This is a genomic window from bacterium, from assembly GCA_023382385.1.
GTDB lineage: Bacteria > Electryoneota > RPQS01 > RPQS01 > RPQS01 > JABWCQ01.
In genome coordinates this window covers 464,992-491,563 of record JAHDVH010000001.1, presented here as the reverse complement: position 1 = coordinate 491,563, position 26,572 = coordinate 464,992, and the positions used below count along the sequence as shown (strand labels likewise).

Genomic DNA, 26,572 nt, shown 5'->3' with positions numbered 1-26,572 from the left:
TCTTAAAAAATTAAGGACTAATCTCAGATTCGCTCACTGCCTGCTTGCTTTACCCCTTCTAAGTTTCTATATTCTCTGAGTTTCATTGACTTCCAACTAAGTACTCTTCCTTCCGGATACCCATTGCGAATCTCGGCAAGACGGCATCTATTCACTTTGATACCCATCGCCCTCTTCCTGCTGGGAGTGTATCTTGTCTCGCCTTGGGGTGAATACCCGTTGAATGACGACTGGAGTTATGCAAGAGTAGTAGAGGGGATCACCGAGCGAGGTGTCATTGATGTTGCGCAGGGTTGGGCGTCCATGACGCTGATGTCCATTGTTGCATGGGGTGCTGCGTTTTGTTCGACGTTCGGGTTCTCGCATGCCGTCTTGAGAGTTTCAAGTATCGTTGCTGCGCTAATCACAATGGCCTTCCTTCCGAAGTTGCTTCGCCACGATGAGAAGAGTGGCTACTTCGCCGGAATCTCTGTTCTGCTTTTGGCCTCGAATCCGATCTTTTTCAATCTGAGCATGACATTCATGACAGACGTCACGTATCTCATGTTCGTCATTTTGACCGTCCTGGCAGTCAAGCGAGTGTTGAGCGAATCACGAAGCGGTGACTACCTGCTGTTCTGCGTGCTACTGTCAATTTGCATGTTTGCCCGCCAGTTCGCGGCACTGATTGCCGTCGCCTTTGCGTTTTCGTATGTGCTGCGTTACGGCTTCGATCCGCGTTCGTTGCGCCGAGCGATACTGCCTTCCCTGATCTGCATCGTAATCTACTTTGTACATCAGTATGTGCTCTATCCAAGATTTGGATTTCCCGATCTGCGAAGTATTTATTCGGATCGCATGTTCGCGCGGTTCGATGAACCTATTCATCTCTTCATTCTTCTTTGGGCGAGAAGTATAGTTGGTCTGGTGCTGACACTTGGGTTGTTCTTGTCGCCGCTCCTACTACTTCGGTTTCAGGGATTACAAGACTTCGTCGGCTACAGGGTGCGGCATATGTTCGTCGCTGGAATCTGGTATGTTGTGGCGGTCGCAGTGACGCTGCAGGCGAACAAAATAATGCCACTCTTGAGAAATATCGTGTATGACTTCGGTTCCGGTCCTCCGCGGTTGAAAGATGTCGTGGCTTTGAATGATGGACATGTGCCCGCTGACGCACCAACCTGGTTCTGGGTCGTAATAACTGTAATCTGTGTATTGCTGGGCGGCCTGCTGGTCCAGGAGTTGCTTAAGTCTGCGGAAAGGATCGTGACTGTTTCTCTTAAGCCGTCTGCCGAAGATGCGTTCTTCGTGTTTGCAATCGCGTTTTCCGTATTGTATGTGGTGGTGATTATTTTTGCCGGTTTCTTTGATCGCTTCATGCTTCAACTGCTGCCATTTATCTTGATAATCTTCTCAATAACTTTCAGTGACTCAAGGAGGCCGACTTACTCACGCTTTAGGGTCCCTGCAGCTGTCGCTGCCTGCTTTGTCTTGTTGACGTTCTCTGTGGCATCCACGCACGACTATCATTCGTGGAACGATGCACGCTGGGAAGCCCTCGATAGATTAGCCAGGATGGGGATAACGCCTGACGTGATTGACGGTGGTATTGAATACAATGGTATGCACTTTTTTGACCGCGAATTTGAGCATAAGGACGGAAAGAGCTGGTGGTGGGTGCGTGATGACTTGTACGCGGTCACTTTTAGGCCTCTAAAGGGTTTTGAGGTCATTGATGAAGTCAAGTTCGCCACTTGGCTGCCCTGGACGGCCACTAATTCAATTAAGATTCTAAGGCGACAAGCTTAGCAGAATAGTGGGCAATTGCATTGGAGAAATTCGCTGCTGGGTAGTGACGAACCCCCAAACGCCTTGGTGCGCAGGAAGAATTTAACTAACGACTATTGACTGAAATATGAGGAAGACTGAGTTCAAACGAGTCGCACGAACCTGGGACGAGTACTGGGCGGAATTCTGGCGAATTCGGCTGGTTGGTGGCGACGATGCCGCCGAGTTCAAGAGTGAGCAGGTTGTGGACTTCTGCTGGAAAGTTCTCGGGATTAAGAAGGGTCAGAAAGTTCTGGATCTCGCATGTGGTGCTGGATTTCAAGCCGTTCTCTTAGCTGAGCGCGGTGCGAATGTGCATGGTGTTGACATTACACCTGTTCTCATCAAGCACGCAAAAAAACTTGCCAAGCAGCGGGGTGTGGCGGCGACGTTCGAGGTTCAGGATATGCGGACGCTGACTGTACATGAGAAATTCGATCATGTCGTTGTGCTCGGCATGAGCTTCGGCTTTGGGACAGATGAAGAAAACGTCCAAAGCTTGCATCGCATGTTTGATGCCTTAGAGTCCGGCGGCAAGCTGCTGCTTACTGGACAGCATCCGTACTCACTGACAAACCACCTGGGACCAGAGTGGCTTGAATGTGATGAAGGCATCCTCTTACATCGCGCTGACTTCGATCCCGAGCGCTGCAGATTGGGTGGCTCGTGGGAACTCGCCTGTCCGGACGGAACCATCATTATGGAAGGCGAGAACCCTGAGCAGGACGGGATACGCTGCTATACGATGCCCGAGATCAAGTCATTACTTGAAATGGTTGGATTCGAGGATGTGCAGGCTTACGGCGCGTGGTACACTCCACCGCAACCGCTGCAGTGGTTTTCGATGGAAATGATAGTCACAGCCTACAAACCCAAGTAATTCGTTTGAACGAGAGTACCAGCCAAAGTGCACTTTCCCAATCGCTAACGACTCAACTCGGGCCGATACGGCTTGAGCGTCCCGTTGTGCTTGCACCATTGGCAGGATGGACGGATACTGCGATGAGACGAATTTCGCGTCGCTTTGGTGCGAGTGTCGTCTTCTCGGAAATGCTCTCCGGTGAAGGAGTTCGGCGCAAGAATGAGAAAACCCGCAAGATGGCGGGCTTTTCCAAGGAAGAGCGTCCCTATTTCATTCAGTATTTCGCAACTTCACCTGAACAGGCCGCTGATGCTGCGAGGCTCTTAAGAGAACTCGACCCCGATGGACTTGACCTCAATTTCGGATGTCCCGTCAAGAAAGTAATTTTGAATCAAGGCGGTGCGGCACTTTTGAAAGATGTGAGCCTGCTGGCTCGTATTGTTGAAGCGGCTGCCAAGGCTGTTGACATCCCCGTATCCGTGAAGATTCGATCCGGCTGGGACCGCCGTTCTCTGAACGCTGTCGAAGTTGCGCGTGCCGTGGAAAACGCAGGAGCTGCTTGGGTGACGGTTCACGCGCGGACGCGTAACGAGTTCTTTCAAGGGCGCGCGCATTGGGAGTGGATCGGGGAGGTCAAGAACGTGGTGCGAATCCCCGTCATTGGCAACGGCGATGTGCGGAGAGCCGAAGACGTCAAGGAATTGATCGATGCGACTGGTTGCGATGCTGTGATGATCGGACGCGGTGCTATGGGCTATCCATTTATCTTTCGCGAGGTTGATCAACTGTTGCGACTTGGTGTTCCATGCGACCCCCCGACGCCGCGCGAGAGACTGGTTGCGGCAGAACAGCATCTGCGATGGATGATCGAGTTCTTCCCGGAACCCCGACGGGCTGTCTTGGAGTTCAGGAAGCACCTGCTTGCCTACGCAAAGGGCCTGCATGCTTCCGCCCGTTTCAAAAAGAGAGCGATGTCACTTCTCGATCCTGCAGAAGTGTTCGCCGAGATGCACGAGTATTTCGAATCCCTGCCTGATCTACCCGTGGAGCGGCCGCTGTCGGCTTTCGACGAAGCCCCTGTCTGGTGCTAACTTTCGAGATCCAGTTCGCGTCGCACAATCTCGCTCAATTCGGCGCGCATCTTGTCGCGTAACTCGGCAAAAACGAGATTGGGGTCCTCGCCCGGACTTAAGTAGTACGGGTCATGGTAAGGCTGATGTACGGTTCGCTTCGCACCCGGCAAGTTTGGGCAGTTCTCTCTCGCGCTGTCGCAGACGGTTATAACTAAGTCGATCTGCGTGTGAATGAATTCATTGACACTCTTGGAACGTTGACGGCTAATGTCGATACCTACTTCGGCAAGTGCGGAGATTGCATTTTCGTGTACGTAGCTTGGGTGTGTCCCTGCGGAGTGAACTTCGATGCGGTCACCTAAGTCGTGACGGAGTAGTCCTTCCGCCATTTGACTGCGCATCGAATTGCCGGTGCATAGTACGAGAACTACTGGCTTGTGTGTCATCTGTTCCTTTGAGTTAGTCTTGGCTCGTCTACAGCCATAAGCGGCTGGGCGGCTTCTGAAAATGCTTGAATTAGAAAGTCGCTAAACAGGATTCCGGTTCCCTCAACATCCTGCGGTGTGAAACCGAGGTATTTCTCGGGTTGAGCGATCAAAACGTAATCTATCGAAACGCCGCGATAAATTGCGTCTGCTTCCACGGAATTTCCATTGATGCTTACTTCAAGTTGGGAGATCGTCCCGTCCTGGACGTCGTAGCTGATTTCGATGCCGGACATCTGCAGGATTTCGGACTTGCCCGACTGCTGCGCATTGGCCTGCCGTTCTGCAAAGCGCAACAACTCCGCTCCCGTTGCGGAGAAGAGAGCGACGGAGTTCACGAATGGCATTAGTTCTACGCAATCCAACTTCCGGATGTTCCCCTGCGAAATATCTTTTCGCAATCCCCCTGAATTGGTGAACGCGAAATCCGTTCTATAGTGCTCGCGCATCAGGTCACAAATCAAGTTCCCAAGCGGACTTGACTCCGAGTATCGGCGTTCAAGCGCCATGCCTGCTTCAGCGATAACTTGCCCGTACTCGTGCTCAATTTCCAAAGCGTAGCGCGATACCAATGCCGCGACTGCAGAGTCGGGACTGAATCTATCAGCTACCAACTCAATCAGCGTCCCCTGGTGGCTCGTGACGCGGTCTTTCGACACGCTTACCTTGAGCACGCCAAGCTCTTTTAAATAGGATCCTGCCTGGACGATGATCACGCCATTTTCAATCAGCGGTTCCTGAAGCCTTGTGTGACTGTGTCCGCCAATGATAATGTCGCACCCGCTCACATAGCGAGCAAGCTCGATGTCTTCGTCCAGGCCGTTATGTGTGAGCAGAATGATCAGATCTGACTGGTCATCGATCCTGTCAATAGTCGATTGAGCGGTGGCGGCGATGTCTAAAACCGTAAAGGGCGCAAGTGCCTGCTTGGAGGTTACACCGGCAAGGTCATTGAGCAGTAGTCCAATCACACCGATTCGCAGCTTCCCTCGCCTAAGTATCTTGTATTCAAAGCAAAGGGGTGTGTTTGTTGAGTCTTCGAGAAGATTGGCACACAATAACTCGACCTTTGAGTTTTTCGCGAATCTCCGAGCGTGATCGGCCCCTAAGTCAAATTCGTGATTTCCCAAACAACCGACATCGCAGTGGCAAAGTCTAAGAAATTCGAGTAACGCGCCACCCTTAACCCCGTCCACTGTTAAATTGCAGATTGGATTCCCGGTCATCACGTCGCCCGCGTCAACGTAAATTACATGTTCGTCAACGTTTCGCAGACTGTCAAGCGCGCCTGATAACGCTCCGAATCCTCCGACTGCGGCGGAGTCGCTGCGCCAGTGTGCACGCTCCGCGGCGAAGCGGCCATGAATGTCATTCGTATGCAGAATGGTAAGTTCATGGCGACCAACGCACCCAATAAAGAGTACGATTGCGAGAAGCGCCGTCACATTCATTTAGCCTCCATATTCACCTTCCTAATTTACGACTCCCTGAAGTGACTTTCAAGCCCGTTCAGCCTTGTTTGCAAGAAGGACGATAGCCTACCCTTGCGTGTCCTCCTGACTTGCCACGTAAGATTTGCCAGCGCGATGGCGTGGTACGCGCACAGCTTGGCTCGCGGACTCATGGCCTCGGGGCATGAAGTGATTATGTTTGCGCAACGCGGGTCGCCACTCGCCGAGTGGGCGATTGCTGATGAAGTGCCTTGCAACTCGGACTTTGATTTTCACACGAAGAACCCTTTTGAACTGCTGTCGGCGGTAAGCATGCTAAGGCGGACAATTCAATCGCTTAAGCCGGATGTATTGAATCCTCACTGTCCACCGGGACACCTGTTACTCGCAATCGCCAATAGGAAAGGACAATTGCCGCTCGTCCGCACGGTAGCGGAACCGCGCTCTCCCAAGCGAAATTGGTTCAACCGCAGATTGCATGAGCGAAAGACGAATGCCATAGTTTACTCAACTAAGTCATCGCAGGCACGCTATCTCGATGTGTTCGATTTGACACAAGTGCAACAAACGGTTATTTTGCCGGGACTAGATATACAGAGATTCCCGACGGTGCCGACCGACGATTGGAAACAAAAGCTCGGCGTGAAGAGTGACCAGATCCTCGCGGCAATCATCGCTCGTATGAGTCCGGAAAAAGGGCAGGAGTTGCTGATTGAGGCGTTAGCTCTCCTCGAGGAATCTGAACGCGCATGTTTCGTGATCGTTATGTCGGGTGATGATAGCCGTGAGCGAAGCGCGCATCATTTACGTGAATTGGCGGCGGCAAGAGGCGTGGAAGGCGTGCTAAGGTTCGTGCCTCGCGTGTCCGATGTTCGACGATTGATCACTGACATTGATCTGGGAATAATTACTTCAGTTCGAAGCGAGGCCGTTTGCCGGATTGCGCTGGAATTCATGGCCTACGGGAAGCCGGTGATCTCGACTGACGTGAACATCCTCCCGGAAGTGATTCGCGAAGAGAATGGTTGGGTTGTAGATAGTCGCAACGCGGCGGAGCTTGCAGAAGTTCTTAAGAGCGTGATCCGCAATCGTGAGGAGTTGCAGACCCGAGGTTCGCGCGGTTACAATCTGCTAAAGAGCCAATTCACACTGGAGCGTCAGGTCAATCAAACCGTCAGTTTCTTCGAAAAGGTGGTGAAAACCCATGGGTAAGCTGCCTATCACGCTGCTCATCGTTACGTTGAACGAAGAGGCAAACCTTGAGCGGTGCTTGAGTGCTGCTGACTTCTGCTCAGAAATTGTCATTGTCGACTCCGGTTCTTCAGATCGCACGCTCGAGATTGCCAAGGCATTTGGCGCCACAACGCTTTACCGGTCATGGACGGGTTACGCCGATCAGAAGAATTTCGGTGCTGAGCATGCGACGCAGCCGTGGATACTCTGCGTTGACGCAGACGAAGTAGTTACTCAGGAGTTGCGTGCAAGTATTATCCGCGCGTTCGAGCGTGACCCTGTGTTCGATGCCTTCGAAATCAATCGCCACGGCGTTTATGCAGGGAAACTGATCAATCACTCCGGCTGGTATCCGCAGTGGCGCACGTTTCTTTATCGTAAGAGTGCGGCACGTTGGACAGGCTTGGAACCGCACCCTGTGGTGGAGTTTCATGGAGTGAAACGCACGAGATTAAGAGGAGACCTGCTGCACTATACATATCGCAGTGTTGAAGAACACATGCGAAAGAACTTCGGGTCCGCTCGCGCGGCTGCACGTGCAATGCTCCAAGCTGGGCGCAAAGCAACAGTGACCGACCTGCTGTTTAGACCCCTTTGGGGCTGGTTTCGCTGTTACATATTGCAGCTTGGTGTGCTTGATGGTTTCTACGGTTTGGCAATCGCGAACGGACAGGCCATGTATGTCTTTCTGAAGTATGCATATCTGCGTGAGCTGTCGAACAGGGACGTATTCGCCTGAATGGTCGTATGACGGTCATCACTGAGCATACCCGCGGTGCGATTGTTGCCTTACTTTTCAAACGCGTGGGCGACAGCTTGCTGGCAACGCCTGCTTTGCGTGCCTTGAAGCATCGGTACCCAGATCGTGATTTGGCAGTTCTTGTAGAGCCGCAAGTCGCGCGAGTGTTTCAGAATTTACCTTACATTAACAGTGTCGTGGTGTGCGCGAAATCTCCAAACTCTCTTCGGCTTGCTCAGCTGGCAAGGAGTTCTGGAGTCCCCTCGGCCACCGTCGATTTTCTTTCTGATCCTCGATCTGCGTGGGCAAGCTTGCTTAGTGGCGCACAACTGCGTGTCGGGTTCGCCGTTGGCCTGCGCAAGTGGTTCTTCACTCATCATGTCGAGCCGCAGAATGCTGGTAATCCAGTTTATAGTGCCGCGCATAAAATGCTATTGGCGGCTCAACTGGGAGCTTCTTCGACCGATCTTCTCCCTGACTTTGTCTTGAACTACAGCGATGAGGCTTTCGCAAACGAGGTGTGGAAGAAGGCAGGTTTACCACAGCATGGAGCAGCCGCTCTGTACATCTCAAGTCGAAGAAGTTACAAACGGTGGCCGCTTGAGTCGTTTCAGCAGCTTGTCAGAAGGCTGCGGGCGCGGAACATCGAGAATTTATTGGTAGTTGGCAGTAAGGCCGAAGAGCTGGAGATGATTGCCTTCGCGCAAACATCTGATATTTCTCTGGAGCGCGTTATCGCGTGTGATAATCTCGGTGAGCTGGCCGCTGTTCTCAAACAATCGACCGTTTTCATCGGAAACGATGGCGGTCCCAAGCATTTGGCGTGTGCAGTTGGGACTGCAACTGTCACAATGTTTAGGAATGATCCCCCAGAATACTGGACACCTCCTGATAATCCGCGACACGTTGCCTTCGTATCAGTGGACGAAAGCGGTGTGGAAGAGGTTGCGGAGGCAACGACTCGACTGTTTGAGGCTGAACGCGCATGAAAGATCCTGCTTCGATTCTCGTCTTTCGAAATGGATCCATTGGCAACACTCTTATGGCGGTACCCGCGCTGCGCGCGCTCCGCATGTCTTTCCCGAATGCTCCGATTACGATTATAGTGGATCAGATTGGTCGAGACTTGCTGTTTCATTGTCCCTACGTCGACGAGTTGCTGGTCTATGAGAAACGCGGTCAGGATGCAGGACTTAGTGGATTTCTAAGAATAGTTGGAAAGGCGAGGAAAACCGCGCCAAGTCATGCGATATTGTTTAAGCGTTTCTATCGAAACGGATTGATCGCATTCCTCTCCGGTGCGAAAGTGCGCGTTGGTTTCAAGACCAATGGCAAGGCGCCGTTCTTGAATCAAACATGTCCGTATGACATGCAAACTCATGTCGCTCACTTGAATCTTCGACTTGTCGAACTAATCGGTGGAACAACGCAAGGCGATGAACTTGAGGTATTTCTGAGCGACGAGGACCATTTGAAGGCGGAAGAGTGGTGTGCGAAACACAACCTCGAGCAGGGCGGCTTCGTTTGCGCACATTATGGCGGTGTCACCGTCAGCGCAGAGTTTATGCGAACCGAAGTGTTTGCTGAGTTTCTTGCCCGGACCTGCGGCGAGCGGAACGTTGTCTTGATAGGAAGTGGATCGTCTGAAATGGAGTGGGCTCATTTGATTTCGAAGAAGTACGATCGTTCATTCGTGGCAGTTGACCTTCCGCTTCGAACCACAATTGCATTGGTGTCCCGATCAGCAGCTTTCGTGGGATTTAATTCCGGGCCGGCTCATCTTGCCGCCGCCTGTAAACGTCCCGGTCTCGTGATCTCACCTCATGATATTTATGAAAAGGAACGCGTTCGTTGGCGACCTTTGTATGATGCCCTGAGGATCTACCCCGCGTGGCGAGACCAAACCGTAGACGCTTGGCGCGAATGGATATCCGAAGCGCCGGTACTCATTCCATGAACGAGTCCGGATTGTCCGTTGGCATTGCGATTCCCGCCTACCGAAATGTGGACAGATTGCGACGCTGTCTCGCCTCAATAAAGGCGATAGACCCTGGATGGCTCTCGCAAACAGTCGTCGTTGACGACAGCGGTGACGGTGCCGTGTGCACAGCTCTTAAACAGGAGTTCTCGATTGAACGATGGATCGTTCATGAGGAGAACAAGGGTTTTGTTGCGTCGGCAAATCATGCGGTTCTATCATCCGCCTCGCCGCTGGTTCTGCTGCTCAATGATGACGTGGAACTGGTCTCAGATTCTCGTAACAAAATTGTCGAGACTTTTGGAAACGAGAAGCTGTTCGCACTTTCGCTCCGATCAATCAATGAAGATGGAGTGACACGCGAGGGACCGAAGAGACTGGTGTGGAGGTGCGGTATCGCGAAAGTCCTTCACACACAAACGTCGGGTGTAGCAGATAGCTCGCCCATACTTCAGACGGCCTACGCCGTCGGTGGTCACTCGGTCTTCAGAAAGAGCATGTTTGCAGACTTGCGTGGATTTGACGATTTGTTTCATCCCTTCTACTGGGAGGATGTCGACTTATCGGAAAGGGCGAGACAGCAGGGTTGGGATGTTTGTTACCTTTCTGAGTCAGCAGTCTTGCATCGCACGGAAGGTGCAATCAGATCCTCAAGCAGTTCCGAAGCAATCAGGCGCATAACATGGCGAAATCGGTTCATATTCTCAATTCGACACGCTCAAGATATGAGTCGGTCGCTCCTGCCGCTCGGACTCGCATGGTATAGGGTGAAAGCAACACTAAGCTCTGACCGTGTTGTCGGACTGGCCTTGGTTGAAGCAGTGGCGATGAGCAAGAAACACTCACTTGGATAGGCAACGTGGGAGTATAATGGAAGAAACAAGAGTTGTAAAGAAACCGTTCACCCCATACGTCGCGGCCGAGACAAGTATGGTCGAAATGACGTTGCGCTCGCTTATTCTGGGGTCCGTGCTGGGGATTGTGTTTACAGCGGCGAATGCGTATCTCGGCCTTTATGTCGGAATGACTGTCAGCGCATCGATTCCCGCGGCGGTGATGTCAATGTTCATTCTCCGAAAGCTCTTCCGTGGGGGAACGGTTCTTGAGAACAACATCGTCCAGACTGTGGCATCTTCAGGCGAGTCGCTTGCTGCAGGAATCATCTTCACGATTCCTGCATTTTATATCTGGAGTGCCACAGGCAAGGGAATCGAAATCCCGGGAATTGCGCAGGTCGCCTACATCTCATTGATCGGTGGTGCGCTCGGAATTCTCATGATGATTCCATTGCGACGGATGTTGATTCGCGACGAGCATGAAACCCTGCCCTATCCGGAAGGCACCGCGTGCGCCGAAGTGCTGATTGCCGGCGAAAAGGGTGGAGTCCACGCGCAAAAGGTTTTCTGGGGGCTTTTGGCCGGCGCAGGCTACAAATTGCTCACCGGTGCCGCAGTTTTGCGCGAGTCCTTGACACATTATCTGAAGACCCCTGCCAAAGCGTATCTTGGAATTGATGCCATCCCCGCTCTTGTTGGTGTAGGTTACATCATTGGTATTCGTGTTTCCTCAATCATGCTGGCCGGCGGTCTGATGAGTTCTATCGTGCTTGTTCCCGTGATCGCGTTTTTTGGCGGCACAGCATTGAGTCCGATATTCCCCGAAACGGTGAACCCGATCGCGTCAATGCCCAGTGACGCGATTCGTTCACAGTATGTGCGTTACATCGGCGCGGGCGCAGTCACGATGGGCGGTATCTTCAGCCTGTTGAAAGCGATGCCCGCTCTGTTTCGTTCGTTTGGGCGACTCAAGAAGCGCGCGTCAGGAAACGGTGCCGCGGAGGTTCGCACAGACCAGGACTTGCCACCTCGCGTCGTTTTCATCGGAACTGCGGTTGTCGCGATGCTGTCTTGGCTCCTTGCGCCGCATGTCCCGTTGATCATTCCGCTCGTCGCGGTTTTCGGTTTCATTTTTGTCATGGTGGCTTCGCGCATCGTCGGGCTGGTAGGCTCTTCGTCAAATCCGGTGAGCGGCATGACTATCGCGACGCTGCTTGGTACCTCGTTGCTGTTCGTGGCGAACGGAATCAGCGGTCCTGAAGGAATGGCCGCCGCACTGATGGTAGGTGCGGTTGTTTGTGTGGCGATCTGCATGGCAGGCGACATCTCACAGGACCTCAAGACCGGCTTCATTGTCGGCGCGACTCCGCGAAAACAGCAGATTGCCGAGTTCATCGGAATTGTCGCTGGAGCTTTGGTGGTTGGCTGGGTGGTTCATCTTTTGGGCAGCACTTACGGATTTGTACAGGATGCTACTCACCCGCGTCCTCTGCAGGCCCCGCAAGCCAACTTGATGGCAATCCTGATTGAAGGTGTGCTGGATGGAAAGTTGCAATGGAGTCTGATCTTCTTCGGTATGTTTCTGGCGGCTATTGTGGAGTTGTTCGGTGTGACGTCACTTGCCTTTGCAGTCGGCCTGTATCTCCCCGTCGGATTATCGGTCGGAATTATGGCCGGCGCGCTCATAAGTGTGGTTGTGCGTCGCCGTTCTTCAGCCTCAGAATCAGAAGATGGCGGTATCCTCTTTAGCTCCGGCCTGATTGCCGGTGAGGCGCTTATTGGGATCGCGCTCGCATTGCTTGCAACTGTCGGGATTTCGCTGGAAATGTTCTCAGGCTTGCTCGGCGTTGCAGAATTGCCGGTGACGATCTGTGCCTATGCCTTCCTCCTTTACGCTTTGTGGCGTGCAGCGCGGTAAGGACGACGCGTCGTAATGTAGTCGCGGCCCGTCTTTGGACGGGCCGCTCGCGTACTAAACAAAGCCTGCTTGCGTTCGTAACTTCTCGTCGATCAAAAAGTCGCTCGATGGACCCTGCCAAACCACCTTCCGGTCATTCAAAATCGACACGTTTCCGGGATAGCGCTCAATCAAGTCTTCGTCATGTGTGATCACAAGGCACAGTCTTCCTCCAATGACACTCGTCAACAGCCAAGCCGCAAATTGTCGTAAGTGCGTCTCGTCCAGCCCAAGCGTCGGTTCATCAAGAATTAGCGTGGCAGCCTCTGTCGCGGAAAGCATCGCGATTGCCAGAAGACGTCGCTCTGCGAATGACAAATCGTGAGGAGAGCGATCGCTTTCCGTATCCAGTGCAAGCCCAAACCCGTGAAGTGCATTCGATGCAGTAAGGCGTTCCCGATCGTTCAGCATTCGCCACTCATCAGAAATACTATCGCACAGGAAAAGTTGCTCGGGAAACTGCAGGACGACCGCAGAACGCGAGTCGGGCGTGCGGGAAATCTCCCCGTGCTGCGGAGTCAAGACTCCCGCGATCAGCAATGCTAAAGTCGTCTTGCCTGAACCGGAAGGGCCGACGATATACTGAACTTCTCCTGCGATCAGTCGGACGCTGAGATCATGCAGAATCCAATTCGCATCGGCATAGCTGAAGGACACTCGGTCCGCAACAACTGAGGCTCGCTCAGCCATTGCGATTGTTTACCGTTGCAGTTCCAACACTAAGTGCACCGTCTCGCAGAATCCGGACTTCAAAGCCCGGTGGCACTTCCGATTCTCTGCAGCATGACCACAAAACGGCTGATGAACGTACATGCGCCGCAAAGAATTGTCTGAATTCACGGCGGGAGACTCCGTCGAGGAACGCCTCGGGTTCGTCGAGCAAGAGCAGTTCGGACTCGCGAGTCAGCAACGCCGCCAGTGCAACACGCTGTTGCTGTCCACCGGAAAGTGACTGCGGGCTGGACTCTGCGATCTCGTTAAGGAAGAATGACTTGAGGAGCGATTCGGTGGTCAACTTTACTGCTTCAGAAGAATTTCCCTGCATTCGCAGTGTAAACTCAATCTCTTCACGCACCGTCGAGCAGATGAGCTGTTGTCGGGGGTTTTGCAGAAGGAAGGCAGGGTTTCTTGTGCCATGATACGTAGCTGTTCCGGCAGTCGGCTTCAGTAATCCTGCGGCGACGCGAAGCAAGGTGGATTTCCCCGAACCGTTTTCGCCGATGATAGCAATTCGCTGGCCCAAAGCGACATCAAGAGAACATGCCTTTAGCGTGTCTCCTGTTGCATTGTAACCTGCGGAAACATCTCGGAGGCTCAAGACATTCATGTCTGCGGGAGCACAATGCTCAGAATCCTGTCGACTACGCCGCTCCTGCGAGTGATAAAGTCATGCACTTCTGATCTGCGCGGACCACACATACGCGAGACAACCTGACTTACGAGACTTGAGTGACTGTCCACGACTCCCAGCAATCCCGCGGCCTGAGCATCAAGTGCTTCGCGAGACACGCCCATATTTGGCCCGCACACCACCTCGAGTCCGTGCGCCATTGGCTCGATCACGCTATGCACGCCCCGACCAAATCCGCCGCCGACGTATGCAAGATGACCGACCTGATAGAGTTCTGCAAGGACTCCGGAGCGATTTATGACCGACACGTTGATCGAATCGGAGGAGTCAGTCAACTCGCTGGTCGCGACATCGTGAGTCTTGGCAATGGAAATGATCCGCCGCAACGCGGCTTCTGAGGGATCATGCGGGATGATTAAAGTGTGCAGATTCGGAATGGACTTGCTAAGCTCGGCGAAGCTGGCGAGCAGTAAATGCTCGTCCTTTTCATGAGTGCTTCCCGCAACCAGCACCTGCTTGCCTTCAAGGATCTTAAGCAAAGCTGTTTCCGGTGCGGCTGCTGCACGTGCCCGCGCCAGCACCCGATCGAATCGGGAATCTCCTACGGCTATCACATTGGCCGAGTCGCCTGCGATCAGTCGCGCGCGGCGCGCGTCGTCTTCCGAAACCGTGAGTATACCGGTCAGTTCACGATGAATGGCACGATGAAAGCCCTTCAGCACGGGAAAGAGCTTGCTTGACCGCGCGTGAAAGTTTCCGTTGATCAACCAAATTGGAATTCCTAAATGCCTCGATTGCCACACCATGTTTGGCCATACATCGTGTTTGCTGATCAAAACAAGGTTCGGCTTCAGTGCGCCGAGATACCCACCGGCCGAACGGATGGAATCTCGCGGGCTGTAATCGGCAAAGTCGAATTCGCTCCCGCGCAGTGATGACTTTGCTGATGGAGAAAAGTAACTTACGGCGCTAAGCCACTCACGCTTGCGAAAGGCGAGGGCGATAGGCTTGATGCTTTCAAGTTCTCCGGCAGAAGCGCAATGGAAAAGCACGATCCTGGCATCAGGATGTTCAAAACGAAATCGTTGTGCGCGTTCAGTCAATCCCAAGCGGCCTTCAAGTCCTTCCCTGAGTTTTCCGGAAAGCAGGCCGCCGATCGACGCTCCACCGGCTATCAATGGATAGATGAGGGCATTGTAGAGAGCTTTAGCCAGCATCAGGAATGGAACTTTCAGGAGTCGAGATAAGTTGCTCGAGTTCTATTATGACACGCTCCGGCGTCGTCAGGCGCAGGCAGTCGTGGTGGCCTTTCGGACATATCGCGCTGCCAAAGGCGTGGCACGGCCTGCAGGGCAACGTGTTTTCCACTACGCGCGAATTGGCCCGAAATGGATAAAAGCCGAATTCCTGCACGGTTGGCCCGAAAAGCGCCAGAACGGGCGCACCGCTGCCGCAGGCCAAGTGCATGAGTCCCGAGTCGTGGGTGATTACGGCTTTTGCCCGTCGCATCTTGTGTGCAATCCTGTCGAGAGGCACGTCTATTAAGATCTCTCCACTTCCAGCAATCTCCCGACACGCCGTTTCCTCCGCGGCAGTTCCGCATACGATAACGTGAAGACCGCGCTTCCGCAACTCGATGGCGACTTTTTGCCAATTCTCCGTCGGCCATCTCTTGGTCGCGTGCTTGGCTCCGGGGCACAGCACAATGCTATTTTCTGAAGCAACCGCGTCCGGAGTTCCGCTCAGCTGTAGGTCAAGTCCGTTTCCATCATCCTTTGCTCCGAACTGCTCAATGGCAGCGATGTAACGCAAGGGAACAGGAACGACTTTGCGGTACAAGTTGCGCTTAAATTTAATCAAGACCCAGCGGCGAAGGCGATAGCGGGTGGCTTTGGCCCACATCAAGGGGAAACAAAAGACCCGCAGGAATGCGCTGCGCCAACTGTTTTGCAAGTCGACAATCATCTCGTAACGCCTGGAAAGTAAACGGCGCAGCCTGAGCAGGCCGCGCCATCCTTCTTTGCGATCAAAAACGATTATCTTGTCTATGGCCGGCAGCAGTTCCGCGGCTTCCTTGAATTCAGAGGCGACCAGAAAGTGGATGGCGGATTCGGGAAATCTGGCTTTCAGCGCACGCAAGGCCACTGCGCAGAGGAGAACGTCCCCTAACGATGACAGGCGAATCACTAATATGCTGCCTGAGGCAGACAAACTTAGTTCAGTGTCTTGAGACGGTCTTTCAGCGAGCCTTCTGCCGTCACGGAATAGTTCGGCTTGCTGCCCGATATTCTGATACTGCCGATTAGTTCGCTCTGTGCCTTCTCGGAGAGTTTCGCCGCACTGCCTTCAACGGCCATGGCGACTGCCAGACCGTAGGCGGTGGCGCAATCTTTTGCCTGTACGATCGCGCCGCCAGTAGCTTGCTCGCCTGTGCGGGGATCGAGAACTAACCGCACTTGCCCAAGAGCGTCTTTTGCGGAAGCGGCAGGCAGGTAGGCCATTCCGCCCTGCGTCATCGCGAGACTCGCCCAGGGACCTTCATTGCCCTGCGGGTCTGAAAGCTCGACTGAACGACTTTGGGTATTGACAGGCATGCCGACGATTCGGGCGAGGTACGGTGTGCGGATTTCGAAGGCGGCAAAACCACGCTTCACGAGCTTGTCGGCCGCGCGATCAATCGCCCACGCATCCACAAAACCGCGTGCGTCAAATCGCATTCCGGTCCTCGACAATAAGATGGATCGTCCCGCCACGAACATGCCGCCCGTCTTAATCAGACTGAGTGCGCTGTCAAGCAAAGCCTGCTCGGGCTTGGCGGGAGTGCTCCCGCTCAACCAGGCGTCCAGTAAAGGCCCTTGACGCAAGTCGAATGCGCCGCCGGTGAGATCATTAAGTTGAAGCCCGCGCATTAGCAAGTCGTAGACCGACGAATCTACAGGGACTGATTCGTGCCCCGCACCGCCGGCAATCTTGGCAAGCTGATTCTGAGTGCCGGCCTGCAAGACCGCGGCTTCGTACCACTTCAAGGTGTTGAAGACATCGTCGTAGGCGGACTTGACATCTTCAGGCTTTGCATCCGTGAGAAAGATCGTTACGGTCACCGGCACGCCAAAGACCGTGCGCGTTTCACTGGGAAATTTATCCTGAGCCGACTTGCAACCGGCGACCAAGCCAACGGTTAAAACCAGCAGTATTGCCCAACGATTCATAGCATGCCTCGCGATATATGTCTGAGTTTCTGTCTAACGCTGGCGGTGTTTCTTGATTTCGCGGTCAATCTCGCGCTTCGCCTGTTGTTCTTCCTTGGTCTGGCGCTTATCGTATTCCCGCTTACCCTGCACGACCGCAAGCTCGACCTTCAGGTATTGTCCTTTGAAGTAGAGCTGGAGGGGCACGAGAGTGTAACCCTTTTCCAAAACCTGCCGCTGAATCTTGCGAATCTCACTCCGGTTCAGGAGTAGCTTACGCACGCGGCGTTCATCGACTTCCGTGTAGCCGCGATTGCGATACGGGGTGATGCCCAGCGAAAACAGCAGCACTTCACCGTCTTGCACGCGCGCGAAAGCATCACGCAAGTTGACGTGACCCTCGCGGACCGACTTCACTTCGGTTCCCAGCAGGCTGATCCCTGCTTCGTAGGTTTGAATGATGTGATAGTCATGGCGCGCTTTGCGATTTTGGGCCACGATTTTCACGGAATCGCTTGCCTCCATGACCTGCTAAAGTAACAAATTTCCAGAGGAAAGGCAAGGGAAGAGGAGGGAGGCAGCTTGACAAAGGCACCGGAAATGTTTATCATTTCGGTTCCTTGCAGGAGTGGTGGAATTGGTAGACTCGCTAGTTTCAGGTACTAGTGTCCTTCGGGACGTGCGGGTTCGAGTCCCGCCTCCTGCACAACATATTGTTTGCTAAGGGATAGCGGCGGCTCGGCAACGGGCCGCCGTTCTTTTGTGGAGGGAGATAGGGGGATTCGTCTGTATTGCGCTGGCTTGTGTTCGCCCCGCGGTCGGAGTTACTTAAGTTGGTTCAAGACGAGAGGTGGTTGCTGAGTCATCAGAGCACAGAAGCGTGGGCGGGCCACAGTTGGCCAGTCTGCCCGGTTCCTCCGGTTCGGTGCTTTGGTTGGTTAGCTGGTGCTAATATAATACAATATTTACGAAAAGTCAAGTAGTTTTCGTAAAAATGTTGTAAACATTTGGGCAAATTGGGGTTGGAGGATGTTGAAGGGTCAATTGAGTTTTGGAAGTGATGCCGTCCGTTAGCCTTTGCTTGGATGGGGACACCACTGTGACAGTATCCTCACAGGATGACCGCTGGGGAACGGGGATAGTTGAGCATGAGCGAGACGCCGGACCGGAAGCCTGAAAAGCCTGGGCTTGTTATTCTGACTGTGAGACCGTATCTTCTAAATCTTGCAAGCACTTTTCTCTTTTGGAGGGCTTGTTCGCCACGAGCGTTGCCAAATAGACAAAAAACAGGCATCTAAATACCTGTTTTTACAATGTGCGCCCACCGCGACTCGAACGCGGAACCCTCAGCTTAGAAGGCGTGCATAGAAATATGTAAAACAATCAGTTGTGAAGGCCCCGTAGTATTGCGGTGAAATATGCCCCCCTTTCTTGGCGGGGTTTTTCATTTTCTAAAGCGTGACCTAAGTCTTCGGTGCTAAAACCGGCGTAGTTCTGCATCGTGACCGTGATGCTGGAATGCCTGAGTAAGCGGCTCACAACGGCAAGAGGAATCCCTTCCAATAGCAAGTTCACGGCGTAGGTGTCTCGGCAATTATCAAGCTTCAGGGGCCTGATCCCTGCGTTCTGAACGGATCGTCTCCAACAAGTAGTAATGTGTCCAGACCAAGCTGAAAAGCCGAACAGCGGCCTTGCTTCGGGCCGTTCTTGCCATGAATTGAAGAGGGCAGACAGCTCCCGCGTTATCGGTAAGGATTCAGGTCTCGCAGACTTTGTCCCGGAGAGCGTGAGTACGCCAGCGACTTGGCTTATGTTCGCCCATCGCAGGCCCAGAGCCTCGCGCATGCGCATTCCCGTCAGCAGTAACATGGCAATGTATCGGCCGAACGATTCACCATTGATCTCAATGGCGGTGGCGGCGCGAACAAGTGCTTCGGCCTCGGATATGGTGTAGAAATCCCTGTGTTGGCGCTCTGGCGGCCTAAGCTGCCGGATCCGTGGCGGATCCCAATTCGTCAGTTTGTATTGACTCTTACACCACCGCAGAAAGGCTTTGAGGTTCCGCAAGTCAATGTTGACCGTAGCAGGTGAACGTCCAGTCCGAATTGCAGCGGTATACGCTGCTACCTGCTGTTCACCGATTTCTACTACGGACAAGTTTCCGATTTCCCTCTGGAGGAGCATGAGCGAATGCTCGTGCAAAACACTAGTGCGTGGTCCCCAAGCTTCGCGTCTGTCCCGCAGGTACTCTGCTGAAACATCATTTAGCAAAAGCCCACGTGCCGAGTTCTTCGGAAGCGGATCGAGGCCGAGCAGTATCTTGCGTTCAAATTCGGCGGCTACATCTTTGGCCGCCGTCTTCGTTTCACAGCCGGTATTAATGCTCTTGCGCTTGCCGTTGGCAAGCTTGAGATTTACGTACCAGACTGTGCGATTCTTTAGTTTGCGCTTGTAGAGGGACGACATGCTTAAAATGCAACGGTATTCATATTACCTAATCAGCACCATCTTCTTCGCATCTGTGAAGTTCGGGGTCTTGATTTGGTACACGTAGACTCCGGAGGCAACACTCAATCCGTCTGCTGCACGTCCGTCCCACGTAATGCGGTGACTGCCAATCTGCTGTGGCCCCTCTGACAGAGATATGATTTCGCGCCCAAGCAGATCGTACACAACCACGGAAACGTGCGCCGAGTTTGGCAAGTTGTAGACAATTTGTGTGCTACTGTTAAACGGATTTGGATAATTCTGCAAAAGAACATGATCGATTACTACGGGACTCACGTACTCAACAGCAACGATATTAACAACCTCAGCGATCTCTGCATATCCCATCTCGAATTCGGGATCTGGATCGATTGAGCCAACCAATGCAAGTCTGTTGCCATAAACATCCAGCCATTCATATGAAACACCCTCGAATGTATCTGCAGGCATTCCCGTCAGAGTCATAATGCCCCAGGAATGGACGAACATCCTCAATGTTTGAAAAGTGCCATATTCCGTGATTAACAAACCCCATCCATCGACAGTTTTCACCACACTATCTCGAAACGTGACACCGAATCCTGGGTCGAACTCCAGGTAGTACTCAACCAAGGTTGTCCACGTCGGCGTTTCGTATGAAAGTGGAAGTGGTAGCACAATGCCAAAAGGGTCATACGGATAAGCTGTTGTGTCCTCTAAGCCGCTAACGCTTCCCACCGCTATTAGTTGGCCCGGATCGCGGCGGAAATAGTAAGTTATGAATCCCGTTGCTTGTTCATCGCGACGACAGAAGTCAGCGTCCGGAATAAGCTCCCCCAAAGGTGTCCCCTCGGGGCTTATGATGTCACTACCCCACGCATACTGAAATCCAAGATCCGAAAGGTCCCATGTTTGATTTTCACCCGGTAGTCCAACGTCTATGGGAACCACTCCGCCCGTACCGTGCTGAATTAACGAAGTTCCAATCCCAGCTAAACTTGATTCGGTGATGGTTATCTGCGCCAATACATTACTTATTGACAACGAGCAGAGAGTGAAAAGCATCCAACGCGAGGTCATCTTAGTAGAACCATCTTCTTTGTATTGGTGAACGGTCCAGCTCTCATCTGATAAATGTAAAGGCCTGTCGCAACATCAGCGCCAGTATTCGATTTGCCATTCCACGATACAACGTGGTGACCGGCGGGGTAGGTCGCATCTCTGAGCGTGACTACTTCCTGCCCCAAAGTATTGTAGATCCGAATATTGAGCCGTGATCGCGCAGGGAGGTCAAATTCAATCTGTGTTGTCGGATTGAACGGATTTGGGTAATTCTGATATAGGCGATATGCTGTTGGAATAGTTGGCAGCTCCGTGTCATCTCCTCTCTCTGCGTCGATTCCATTCAAGATATCAAACAATGCAGCTTGTTTCGCAATTGCGTCGTCCACCGAGTTACACCTGACCTGCGAAGGCACAAATGACAAATCAGATTCATCAAGGCTTCCTCCTCCGTCACCAAAACCTACTGCCATTTGAATGCCGAGCAAGTCAATGCTCACGAGAATCGAGTCCACCTCGGGAAGTCCGCTGTTCAGTAAAGCAGAGCATATACTCATAGCTTCAGAACATTCTTCCCTCGCAAGGCGATAACTTGCAAGTAGGCGATTCCCATACAGCCAGCTTGAGTAGACCGAGCTGTCGGCCATTATCAGACTATCAATTAGCGATGGAATCCAAGCCTCGCCTGACCCTGGATCAAGCGCCCTTTGTGTGGACACGATATGTGTCGTCGCCTGCCAAACCAACTGAAAGTCTTCTCCTGTCGTCGCTACGGTGTAGAAAAGATCTTGTGCTGACCGATAATCCCCGTTGATTTCCGCTGCCATCGCTACCGCAAACAGAGAATCAAATTCATCGGGGTCGTCATCGAGTGAGCTTGTGGCTCGTTCTCCCGTGGGAATAATGCTTGATTCGCTACCCCCGCAAAGATCCCATGGATCATTAGGTGGCGAACCTAAGGCAAAATATGCAGGATTGCTCGGGCTGAAGTCTAACGTGTCGACTGGAATTCTGTTCCAGTATTGATCTTTCGCGAGGTATGCAGTCAGTGGATTTGGATAAGGCGGTCCCCAAGATATGTACTTCCCAGCAGCCTTGCGCTGATACCAGTCGTTCCTGCCGCCCGGTCCCGTTCCTCCTGACTGTATAATCGGGAGGACTGTCCAGCCTGACATCCTGAGAACATAATCGCTGCTGTCGTTGAGCACGTTGCTGACGCCACTACTTGAACCGGTATTGCCAAATGTGGGCGCAGTTCCAAGTGCCGCATAAATGGTCGCTTTCCATGTTCCGGTAGCAGGTGCAATATTCTCAAACGTACAGCATTGAAAATTCGGAGTCGTCCCGGTATTTGCAAACAATATCCCATACTTGTCTGGTTGGTCAGCGAACGTACAACCTTCTATATTTCCAGTGACTGCCAGAAATTGAGCGGTAGAATTCGAGCAGTTGCGGACCTTTACATCTTGGATTTTTACCGTGCAGTTGTGTGCGTAAAGTCCTATCCCGTTTGTAGCTTCTCCCGATATCACACAACTCTTTACGTACTGGGTCTTCGAGGGCGCTCCAGTGAGCCTGACTGTCCCCCTGGTGCCTAACATTTTGTTGCCTACAAGCGTGCAACTATTGATATATACAGAGTCCGGAGCATCTGTCCAGATGCAAGCGGAATCACTGTCCATGACTCTGGCGTAGCTCATGGTCAACCGGCCGCCTTCGATCCAAATCCCAGCCCATGCTTCCCCGCTATCCATGCTGTGAAATCTGACGGAATCATTCGAAGTCCCGTTAACCGAAAGTACTCCACCGGAATCAACTCGAATGGACGTTCCCGCATCGAACAAAACTTCAACCCCTGCATCTATCGTCAAATACTCACCGGCTCCGATGACGATCTTGTCCGTCACATAAACCGGCGACATCGCCGCCGTCCAGTGCGTGTCGGGGTAAGAGATGGGGTTCGAATAAGACGCGCCTTCGACGTTGAATGAGGTTACTTTCCAACCAACATGATTGGTGTCTGTGAATTCTACAACCAAGAATCTGCCGAGCAATTCCCGAATATGTATGGCGTCAAACGTCAGAAAGAGATCGTCACGATCTAACGCATCAAGATCTTCCGCTCCGTCCCAATAGTACAATCGCTGGCTGTATCGGTTTAATCCGACCACTCCTACGTATGGGATAAACACCGCTTCATGCAGGTTTATGCCAAGCGTGTCGATAGGCTTTGAGGTTGCTTGAGACTCAAGATGCAGGGTACTGTCGCTTGAAGTCGCCGTAAGATGGTCTATTCTTTCGTTTGCGCCGTCACTGACATAAAGCTGTGCGACATTTGACGAGTCGATGTATCCGCAGATATCGCTGATCCAGCGGTAGCCGTCATCGAAAATCCCGTACTGTCCGTACTGCCCAAGAATATTCCCCGACTCGTCCGTCCGGTAGATCGTCTGGCTGTCCTCGTCTACAATGAAGAAATTGTCGAAAGCCCAATAGATACCAATTGGTCGCGTGATTTCCATGTTCGAAAAGCTGCTTTCGAGCGACAGCTCATTAGTCCACTTATCAAAACTGTAAATCCCGATCTTCGCACCTACCTTGAACGTTACGGCAATTCGGTCCGAACTTGAGTTGAAGAGTTCATCTGTGGTCATCACACACATTGCTGTCGCGTAGCGGCAACCACTCGGAGCACTACCGGACATGGCAATATCGTCATTTGTTATTCCGTTCTCTTGGTCAATTGGAAATGCAGTAAAAAGCGTGCAATCTGCTTGCAGCGCCACGAGCCGCCAGTCTGCAGGTGACAACTTCAGTACTTCGAAATCCACAGGATGAATCAGACCGATCTTCGTAGTGTCGGAAACCTCCATCAACCACTCGGTTGACAATTCGCTCATGCCCGGTATGCCGAAAAACGTTGTATCTTCTGAAAGACTTATGGTGGCGGTGGCAATCGAACACCATATCATGAGGATCGTTAGTGTTTTTAAATACATAGGTCTATTCCCCACTATCGATGTCGCTCAATCTTTTGAAGCAAATTCACTCTTCGCTTGTTATAGCGATCGAGACTCAGCGGAACTGGGGGGCCCTCACTGATATCGATGTATCCGTATGTTTGGTACATGATGTCCATGAAACGTAAACAAGTTTCATAGTTGCCAAGTGCGCTTGCAGCAGTTATGGCGACCGACAAGCCAATATCTGATCTCCAGCCCGATTCGACAAGTGAGTCGGCAAGCTCCACAGCTCTTTCATAGTCTCCAGCGTTCTTTGCAGCCCAGACATAAGAATAGAGCATATTGTTCCGGTCTTCATCGGAACAGATTCCTGAGACACTCACGCAACGCGTCGGTTCGCTTGGCATTGACCTTCGTTCGATTAGCTTACTAAAGGGTGGTTGATTGATTACAGCTCTGACGCAAAACTCTCTCTCGGCGAATGATTCTGGAATTCGAATATCATAGAAGTAAATCCACTTCTCAAACGCATAGCTCGCCGAAGACTTCTTGACAAAATACTGTGGATTAAGAGTATTGTACAACTCTGATGACGGTGTAAACTCTGTTCCTTGCTCAGAGCTGTATGAAAATTCAAGATTTATCCAGTCAGGGCTATTGTTCTTCTCATCTCCTTGGACTTCTTCGTTTGAAGCATTCGCGGGTATTACCGTAACGGCAATTGTAGCAATAGACCCTGCCAGAATACCCGATGCGCGAGATTCGGGACATGATGAAGAGGAAACGCCACCAACCTGTATATCGACCCTTGTATCAGCAAAAGAAACAGATATTGAGAACATAAGGCACAGCATGAGAATACGCATAAACGTGCTCCGAAGTTTAGGGAATTTAGGCGTGGTCAACACGTCAAAGCATGAAGAACGCATGATGGAAGTCACCAGTTTGCTGGCCAATCATTTTGATCGATTGGACGTAGTGCGCGCGTTGCTCGGCACATGTATGGGTCAAGATACGAATCATTCATATATGTCGTTAGTAAGTGTAAATCAATGAATGTTGTCCAATTGGGTGAAGGTGTATGCGGATAGTCGTTATATGGATCAATATATTTCATAACGCAGTCCAAGCTGCCCGATGTGTTTGAACAGTGATGATTGATGCCTAGTGCATGTCCAAACTCATGGGCAATAGTCCTGGCAGTTCGTTTAAGCAAGAACTCATATCGCACATCCAAACTCGCTGGGAACAAATAATAGTTCGTAGGGTCTAGGAATATCTCATCAACATGCTGAGTTAAGCTATTGCCATAAATTATAATCTTTCCGTTTCCACCGCCTCCGGGATAAAATCTAACCGGGTTGTTGCATCTTTCATATGGATTGCTACTATTGCCATTAAGGTCCAGATACTGATAAGTAATACCAGTCGTTGTCGAGGCAGGCGTTGAGATGTCCAATTCTAATATTATGACGGAAATGTCTCCAACTAAGATCGTGTCCTGGTTTTCATCCCAAGGCAAGGCTTCGAGACCAGGAGGAGTACAAAGTGTGTTGTTTTTCCAGCCGGCTGTGTCAAGGTAGTGGCAGTTAAAATCGATGAAGTATCGTCTCAAAGAGTCGAGACCGGAGAGGTAAGCTTGAGTAATTGTTGCAACATTGTTTGTCGCTTCGTTGTCAAAATCTATTTGGCCATAGTCGTATAGCGTTGCACCCAATAATTCCTCGCCTTCAAGGATCGAAACGAGATCATCTTGATCTATTAGGACCAATGAATCAGGATGGTAAAAAAGTTCGGGCTTCGTACTATCAAGTCGCACATGGCTGTAAACATCACCATATTTTTGTATAAATCCCCGATACTCTTCCCATCGAGTGAATCCATCGCTGTCCGGATCAGCGTTGCTCGTCCAATCGCTGTATCCCTTGATAATTGTCTGAGGATGTCTGGCAGAATTATTGGGATTTGTTGCCTGATAGGCTCGAATATACCCATGTGCCGCATAATCCATGACAAGTACTTTAACATTCACTGCCGAGTCGACATGGATTGTTCGCGTCTGTTGAAATTGCCCGCTTACAAAGCCGTCGAACTCACCACCCAGCAACACAAGGTCACAGTATTTGACCGATGAGCTATCTTCATAGAGACCAACCGTGTCCGGAACCGGTGCGTTCATCGCAATCCCTTCGTACGTCGATCCCCAAAGCTTGACAACGACGTCAATTGGTCGCGTAACTTTAAGGACATAGCAAAGAGTATCACCGTACTTTGGCAAATATCGATTTGTGTCGTTATCTGTCGAATCCGGATTGGTGAGACAGCGAGTAAGGGTAATTCCTGGCCCGGCATCCCACGGAGCTACACCTACTCCATTAATCTCCTTATCATCCCATCCACACGGCGGCAATTCCTCCCACTTGCAGTAGGAGCCTTTGATGACACAATTGTCCACATAGACACCCGGACTATATCTGGTGCACCAATTACGAGCAGAGAAAGGAATCTCTCCATCACAGTACCCAACGGCGCACCCGGGATCAGGATCCAGATAGATTCCTGGACCCCCGCATGCGCAGGAAGGAATGTCAGGGCAGGTGCAGCCTCCAAACCACGGCTCGCACGGATACACATGCCCACAATCGTAGGTTTGATAGTAAAACCTTACGCGACGGCCATCTGGCAATTGACCTACTTCTGATCGATTCGTGATTATGTAATTCCACCTCTGTGGCCGAGGCTGCGCGAAACAATCCAAGACGCTTATCGTAGTCAATAGACAAACAACCAACCTGAGATGCAAAGAACATGGAATTTCTTTAGGCATTTGGGCATCTCTTTCTCGTTACGTAAGTCATTATCATTAAAACAGTCTAATTATACTGTTTTGCAACGTTGGTTTCGGATTCTATGGAAAACAAAAGCGCGAACCCCACCCGCTTCAGGGTGGCCTGAAGTCTGAGGAGGATTCGCGTGGTCTTCGCGTTCATAGTTTCAACCTCTCGGTTGTGACCGGCTACATACGACGGTCAGAAAGTGTCATAGTTAAGCGAATGTGCGCGTATCGGATTCGGATAGGGGCATGAGGGAGTTGCTTCAATGAGACGTGTCAATGTAGGCAA

At 51.9% G+C, this 26,572-nt stretch carries 22 protein-coding genes and 1 tRNA gene; 11 read left to right on the top strand and 12 right to left on the bottom strand.

Annotated features, from left to right (window positions below):
- Positions 1 to 123 precede the first annotated feature (123 nt).
- The 3 genes from KJZ99_02265 (at position 124) to dusB (ending at position 3,759) form a co-directional block, all read left to right on the top strand.
- Positions 124 to 1,788, top strand: a complete 1,665-nt coding sequence (locus tag KJZ99_02265) for a glycosyltransferase family 39 protein (protein MCL4304713.1) — start codon at positions 124 to 126, stop codon at positions 1,786 to 1,788.
- Positions 1,789 to 1,894: 106 nt separating this feature from the next.
- Positions 1,895 to 2,686 carry a methyltransferase domain-containing protein gene (locus KJZ99_02260; protein MCL4304712.1) on the top strand — a complete coding sequence of 264 codons (792 nt, stop codon included), beginning with the start codon at positions 1,895 to 1,897 and terminating at the stop codon, positions 2,684 to 2,686.
- 86 nt (positions 2,687 to 2,772) lie between these two features.
- Complete coding sequence (gene dusB, locus KJZ99_02255; protein MCL4304711.1) at positions 2,773 to 3,759, top strand: tRNA dihydrouridine synthase DusB; 987 nt, start codon at positions 2,773 to 2,775, stop codon at positions 3,757 to 3,759.
- Here the strand turns inward: dusB and KJZ99_02250 are convergent.
- Positions 3,756 to 4,187 carry an arsenate reductase ArsC gene (locus KJZ99_02250; GenBank protein MCL4304710.1) on the bottom strand — a complete coding sequence of 144 codons (432 nt, stop codon included), beginning with the start codon at positions 4,185 to 4,187 and terminating at the stop codon, positions 3,756 to 3,758. The genes dusB and KJZ99_02250 overlap by 4 nt on opposite strands.
- Positions 4,184 to 5,677 (bottom strand): bifunctional metallophosphatase/5'-nucleotidase, encoded by a 1,494-nt coding sequence (locus KJZ99_02245; protein ID MCL4304709.1) that lies wholly within the window; start codon positions 5,675 to 5,677, stop codon positions 4,184 to 4,186. Before KJZ99_02245 ends, KJZ99_02250 begins: the two co-directional genes overlap by 4 nt.
- Positions 5,678 to 5,770: 93 nt before the next feature.
- Between KJZ99_02245 and KJZ99_02240 the strand changes: the two genes are divergently transcribed.
- From KJZ99_02240 to KJZ99_02215, 6 genes are read left to right on the top strand one after another with little or no spacing between them, the layout of a single operon-like run.
- Positions 5,771 to 6,889 carry a glycosyltransferase family 4 protein gene (locus KJZ99_02240; protein ID MCL4304708.1) on the top strand — a complete coding sequence of 373 codons (1,119 nt, stop codon included), beginning with the start codon at positions 5,771 to 5,773 and terminating at the stop codon, positions 6,887 to 6,889.
- The gene (locus tag KJZ99_02235; GenBank protein ID MCL4304707.1) at positions 6,882 to 7,649 is read left to right on the top strand and encodes a glycosyltransferase family 2 protein; all 768 of its coding nucleotides are present in this window, start codon (positions 6,882 to 6,884) and stop codon (positions 7,647 to 7,649) included. Before KJZ99_02240 ends, KJZ99_02235 begins: the two co-directional genes overlap by 8 nt.
- 8 nt (positions 7,650 to 7,657) lie before the next feature.
- Positions 7,658 to 8,638 (top strand): glycosyltransferase family 9 protein, encoded by a 981-nt coding sequence (locus KJZ99_02230; protein ID MCL4304706.1) that lies wholly within the window; start codon positions 7,658 to 7,660, stop codon positions 8,636 to 8,638.
- Positions 8,635 to 9,606, top strand: coding sequence for a hypothetical protein (locus KJZ99_02225; protein MCL4304705.1), 972 nt, complete (start codon positions 8,635 to 8,637; stop codon positions 9,604 to 9,606). The genes KJZ99_02230 and KJZ99_02225 overlap by 4 nt, the downstream gene beginning before the upstream one ends.
- A complete protein-coding gene (locus KJZ99_02220; protein ID MCL4304704.1) occupies positions 9,603 to 10,481 on the top strand; it encodes a glycosyltransferase in 879 nt (292 codons plus the stop codon). Before KJZ99_02225 ends, KJZ99_02220 begins: the two co-directional genes overlap by 4 nt.
- 16 nt (positions 10,482 to 10,497) lie before the next feature.
- Positions 10,498 to 12,381 carry an oligopeptide transporter, OPT family gene (locus KJZ99_02215; protein MCL4304703.1) on the top strand — a complete coding sequence of 628 codons (1,884 nt, stop codon included), beginning with the start codon at positions 10,498 to 10,500 and terminating at the stop codon, positions 12,379 to 12,381.
- Between the two features lie 54 nt (positions 12,382 to 12,435).
- On the opposite strand, the gene KJZ99_02210 is transcribed toward KJZ99_02215, so the two are convergent.
- The 6 genes from KJZ99_02210 to smpB are packed head-to-tail and all read right to left on the bottom strand — an operon-like array spanning position 12,436 to position 17,484.
- Positions 12,436 to 13,110 carry an ATP-binding cassette domain-containing protein gene (locus tag KJZ99_02210; protein ID MCL4304702.1) on the bottom strand — a complete coding sequence of 225 codons (675 nt, stop codon included), beginning with the start codon at positions 13,108 to 13,110 and terminating at the stop codon, positions 12,436 to 12,438.
- On the bottom strand, positions 13,103 to 13,747 hold the full coding sequence (locus KJZ99_02205) for an energy-coupling factor ABC transporter ATP-binding protein (GenBank protein MCL4304701.1): 645 nt from the start codon (positions 13,745 to 13,747) through the stop codon (positions 13,103 to 13,105). Before KJZ99_02205 ends, KJZ99_02210 begins: the two co-directional genes overlap by 8 nt.
- Positions 13,744 to 14,988, bottom strand: a complete 1,245-nt coding sequence (locus KJZ99_02200; GenBank protein ID MCL4304700.1) for a hypothetical protein — start codon at positions 14,986 to 14,988, stop codon at positions 13,744 to 13,746. Before KJZ99_02200 ends, KJZ99_02205 begins: the two co-directional genes overlap by 4 nt.
- Positions 14,978 to 15,958, bottom strand: a complete 981-nt coding sequence (locus tag KJZ99_02195; GenBank protein ID MCL4304699.1) for a glycosyltransferase family 9 protein — start codon at positions 15,956 to 15,958, stop codon at positions 14,978 to 14,980. Before KJZ99_02195 ends, KJZ99_02200 begins: the two co-directional genes overlap by 11 nt.
- A gap of 26 nt (positions 15,959 to 15,984) precedes the next feature.
- Positions 15,985 to 16,980, bottom strand: a complete 996-nt coding sequence (locus KJZ99_02190) for an FAD:protein FMN transferase (GenBank protein MCL4304698.1) — start codon at positions 16,978 to 16,980, stop codon at positions 15,985 to 15,987.
- Positions 16,981 to 17,013: 33 nt separating this feature from the next.
- Positions 17,014 to 17,484, bottom strand: coding sequence for an SsrA-binding protein SmpB (smpB, locus tag KJZ99_02185; GenBank protein MCL4304697.1), 471 nt, complete (start codon positions 17,482 to 17,484; stop codon positions 17,014 to 17,016).
- Between the two features lie 97 nt (positions 17,485 to 17,581).
- Between smpB and KJZ99_02180 the strand changes: the two genes are divergently transcribed.
- A tRNA-Leu gene (locus KJZ99_02180) sits at positions 17,582 to 17,665 on the top strand.
- A gap of 677 nt (positions 17,666 to 18,342) precedes the next feature.
- Here the strand turns inward: KJZ99_02180 and KJZ99_02175 are convergent.
- The 4 genes from KJZ99_02175 to KJZ99_02160 form a co-directional block, all read right to left on the bottom strand.
- The gene (locus KJZ99_02175; GenBank protein MCL4304696.1) at positions 18,343 to 19,425 is read right to left on the bottom strand and encodes a site-specific integrase; all 1,083 of its coding nucleotides are present in this window, start codon (positions 19,423 to 19,425) and stop codon (positions 18,343 to 18,345) included.
- Between the two features lie 24 nt (positions 19,426 to 19,449).
- Complete coding sequence (locus KJZ99_02170; protein MCL4304695.1) at positions 19,450 to 20,505, bottom strand: T9SS type A sorting domain-containing protein; 1,056 nt, start codon at positions 20,503 to 20,505, stop codon at positions 19,450 to 19,452.
- Positions 20,502 to 23,387, bottom strand: coding sequence for a T9SS type A sorting domain-containing protein (locus tag KJZ99_02165; GenBank protein ID MCL4304694.1), 2,886 nt, complete (start codon positions 23,385 to 23,387; stop codon positions 20,502 to 20,504). The genes KJZ99_02170 and KJZ99_02165 overlap by 4 nt, the downstream gene beginning before the upstream one ends.
- Positions 23,388 to 23,500: 113 nt before the next feature.
- On the bottom strand, positions 23,501 to 24,316 hold the full coding sequence (locus KJZ99_02160; protein MCL4304693.1) for a hypothetical protein: 816 nt from the start codon (positions 24,314 to 24,316) through the stop codon (positions 23,501 to 23,503).
- Between the two features lie 132 nt (positions 24,317 to 24,448).
- On the opposite strand from KJZ99_02160, the gene KJZ99_02155 reads away from it, so the two are divergent.
- The gene (locus KJZ99_02155; protein MCL4304692.1) at positions 24,449 to 24,541 is read left to right on the top strand and encodes a hypothetical protein; all 93 of its coding nucleotides are present in this window, start codon (positions 24,449 to 24,451) and stop codon (positions 24,539 to 24,541) included.
- Positions 24,542 to 26,572: the final 2,031 nt, after the last annotated feature.